The organism is Photorhabdus sp. RM322S (assembly GCF_042879395.1).
Lineage (GTDB): Bacteria > Pseudomonadota > Gammaproteobacteria > Enterobacterales > Enterobacteriaceae > Photorhabdus > Photorhabdus khanii.
This window is the reverse complement of sequence record NZ_JBHFKW010000097.1, coordinates 1-3,417: the sequence shown is the minus strand read 5'-3', so window position 1 is coordinate 3,417 and position 3,417 is coordinate 1. Positions and strand designations below refer to the sequence as shown.

General features: G+C 41.0%; 3 protein-coding genes. 1 reads left to right on the top strand and 2 read right to left on the bottom strand.

The window, feature by feature from the left end:
- Positions 1-569: Tn3 family transposase (locus ACGF63_RS22540; protein ID WP_387633309.1), on the bottom strand; the 569-nt coding region annotated here is incomplete at its 3' end.
- A complete protein-coding gene (locus ACGF63_RS22535; protein WP_387633307.1) occupies positions 458-1,771 on the bottom strand; it encodes a Tn3 family transposase in 1,314 nt (437 codons plus the stop codon). The genes ACGF63_RS22535 and ACGF63_RS22540, both read right to left, overlap by 112 nt.
- Positions 1,772-2,641: 870 nt before the next feature.
- On the opposite strand from ACGF63_RS22535, the gene ACGF63_RS22530 reads away from it, so the two are divergent.
- The coding region (locus ACGF63_RS22530; RefSeq protein WP_387633305.1) for a hypothetical protein at positions 2,642-3,417 on the top strand (776 nt) is incomplete at its 3' end.

The window sequence follows — 3,417 nt, the reverse complement described above, 5'->3', positions numbered from 1 at the left end:
AAGTGCTGTTCCAGCAGGTCAGCCAGGGCAGAAATGTCAATGGCATTCTTACTCGCTTTTTTGAAGTTGTACCGACCAGTAAAGAACAGGTGCTGCCACGCAATGGGGGAAATTCTTACAAATTTATCCCGTATCTCCTGCGGAATACTTTCAGATACCATTTGCTCATACACTCGGTTAAGGATTATGGCGTTGTATGCCACAATACAGTTGGCGACCAACCTAGCGGCATGGGCGCTGACTCGGTTGTCGGTGATTTTTCTGCCTTTGAACACATTATTGTAGATTTTACCGATAATGCGTTGTAATTGATGGTACGACTCTGTACGGTTTCTTGCAGTCCGTATAGCCTTTCTCAGGTGCATGTCATCAATGAGGTTGAGTACATGGGTGCTTTTGAATATTTTGTTGTACTCATATAATGCAGCCCGTAGCCGGGCATACCGCGTGTGAGAGTTTAGCTTTCTGATAAGGTGACTTTGCGTATTCTCCTGCAATACCAACGAGAGCAGAACACGCTTAATCCCCCTGCGTTGAGAACGAATAAGTTCGGCATCAATGGTGCCCACTGGACGCAATGGTCCTTCAAAATCCCCAATGGAATGAGTGGCATAAAGTTTTCCGAAGCTTCGCGAACGTTCTTGATACTGGGAACATAGTTGACATCAATGGCATCCAGCGCCACAAAATTGATCTTATTCAGAGAATGGTTATCACCCGTTACCGAATGAATATCAATGTCAGTCTTGTTGCCGTACACCATGTCATAGAGACAATGGCCTTCGTATTCATTCAAACCCAAATTCGAAGCGTTCACAGCAACATGATTGGCGATCAAGGTGTAAAGCGATATGCCACGCCCCTTGCCCAGGTACTTTTTAGAATAGCGTGATTGGATCGTACTATCCGTGGTTGCAAATTTGTGACCATCTGCATCAGCCAACAGCTTGCCGTCCAGCAGATCCCAAATTTTGAAGATAGACAAGCCGTTGACGAAATTGCTCACCTGGTCATTGGCTGTGCACAGCGTCTCAATCCGGACAAAGTCTTCGTGCGTTGAACGTAGTACACTGTAATTGATGTCTGACATTTCCGACATTTTAATGATGCCAAATCCAAAGGCTTCGGAAAGAATGCAGGCATTCAACGCCAATGGGGCCGGTTTTTTCCGTTTGGTGTAGCGATCTTTCAGATGTGTGAAACCCTGCCACATCCCTGTCAACTCGCCAATAAACATCATGACATCGGCGATTTCTGTCTTTGGCAAGGTGCGGAAAAAGCTGTCATCAAGCTTTTCACTCCTATCGTACAATAGCCTCCAACGGAGTTTTCCGTCAGCCGTTTCTTGAATCTGGAATCCCGCGTTTTGCTCTAGGCGAATATTTTCTGTCGTCGATGTCCAGGCTTGATTGAGTGCCACAATCGCATCGTCCAGCCTTGACTCGCAGTACACGGGCAATTTTGGATACCCAAATTCCAGCGCAATTTTCTCGATATCATCAACCAGTGAGTCATTGATCAAATCATGATTGATATCGCAGTAAGAAACACTGGCATTGCAGCAGAGTTTGCCTCTATTAATCAGGTGATACATTTTCTGATAAATGAAAAACTCAAACAGGTAAGGATCTAAGTTAGCCTCTTCCGGTTTGCGTTTCAAGTAAGCGCGTAGGCGCCTGGGAACTGTCAGACCCAGATCATCCGCGATCTTCAGGGTTTTGGGTGATTTTCCTTTGGTATAATGCATTTTGATGAGATCAATGAGTTCCACTACATGGCTGTCTTCCCGGTATTTGTTGATTAATTTATTTGTTTATTAAATTAAATGATTAGATGGCAAATAAAAAGTAATGCATTCAATTGAAAAAAGCAATTTTTCGGTTTTTTCCATTTGTTTTACTGGGTGGCTTTCCTGTTATTATATGTTCTGACGCATAATAAAACTTACGTGTTCTTTGGGAAAGCACGCCAGCAAAATAAAATTTATAATACCTCTTTTAATGTAAAACTATTTTCTGTAATAGACAATCTATATTGTAGGTGGACACCCATCACTGTCTCTCACTAAAGAGGAATATATCAAGGGTTATACGAAAGTAAGCAAGATAGAGGATAATAACTATAGGAACCTGTCTTTCTGAACCATTGATAAATACTATGCCCCCCATTGGCTGTTTGGCTTGTTGTAAATAAAATCATGAATCACAAATAGTGAATGATATGTTTTTAATTTTAAATCACCCAGTGTTTTTAAGATGTGAAATAATGTATGGTTGGATCAAATTCATGATGATTAATTTTTTATTATCCTATGATAATACTGATTATCAAAAAATATTTTCATAAAGTAAGCTTTTTTCATCTAATATAAGTGGTTAATTTAGTTTAAAAAACGGTTGTATGATCAATATGTTGTTTTATGTGTTCTATTTATTTTTAATACAAGGCCATTGGTTTTTTAATCGAAATAGAGCCTGGTGAATAGTCAACCACATAAATAATAACGTGTTAAATATATCGAGTAATTAGTGTTTGTGCGATTGGTTTTTCTGCAAATAAAAATTCTGGCCTGGATTATAAGACTAATAATCTTCAAGCAATCATAGTCTTCAAATAACTAACAAATTTATTGAGGTAATGAATGAAAGATAACATTGCTACAGAGGAAAATATGTTTAAAAGCGAAGTACTTTCTCAGAAGTTAGATGAAAACTTCTGGTGTAAGCGCCTTACCGAATTGCAACCCAGCCATTTACCCTTCGATATTCCTCATAAAACAGCAGAACCTCGCTGGGCAATGAGCCCTTGGCAGCTTGTTTTACCTCAAGATAATCAAGAAACGGCATGGAGAACGTTATTACAGGCTTTCGTTATCTACCTGATGCGGTTGACCCAGCAGACGGTATGTCAGGTCGGCTGGTGCGTGGGAGCTAACGATGAGTTATCACCTATGGCTTCGGTGGTACCCATGAACATTGAAACCACGTTTGATAAACCGTGGCGTGAGGTTGCTGATTCCGTTGATAATGAGCTAGCCCTGCTGACACAACATGGCACATACAGTCGTGATCTTTTTTCGCGTTTTTCTGCCTTGTCCGCTATCCCAGAATTAAGTCGGTGCTGCCCGTGGCCGATAGCCGTCTCTGTGGTGCAGGATAATCGGTTATGTGATCAAGAACGGCCGAGTGAATTACTGACATTTCAGATAAATATGCAAGGCGGCTTTCGTTGGATTTATGATGAAAATCGTCTAGATGCGGCAGTGATACAGCGGATGGGTGAACACTTACAGCAGCTACTATCATCAAAAAGAGAAAATGAAGAAATACCTATCGGACAGCTTAATTTGCTTTCTGAAACGGAACGAATATTACTCCTGAAAACCAGGAATGCGACTGAAACAGCGTATCCTGAAAC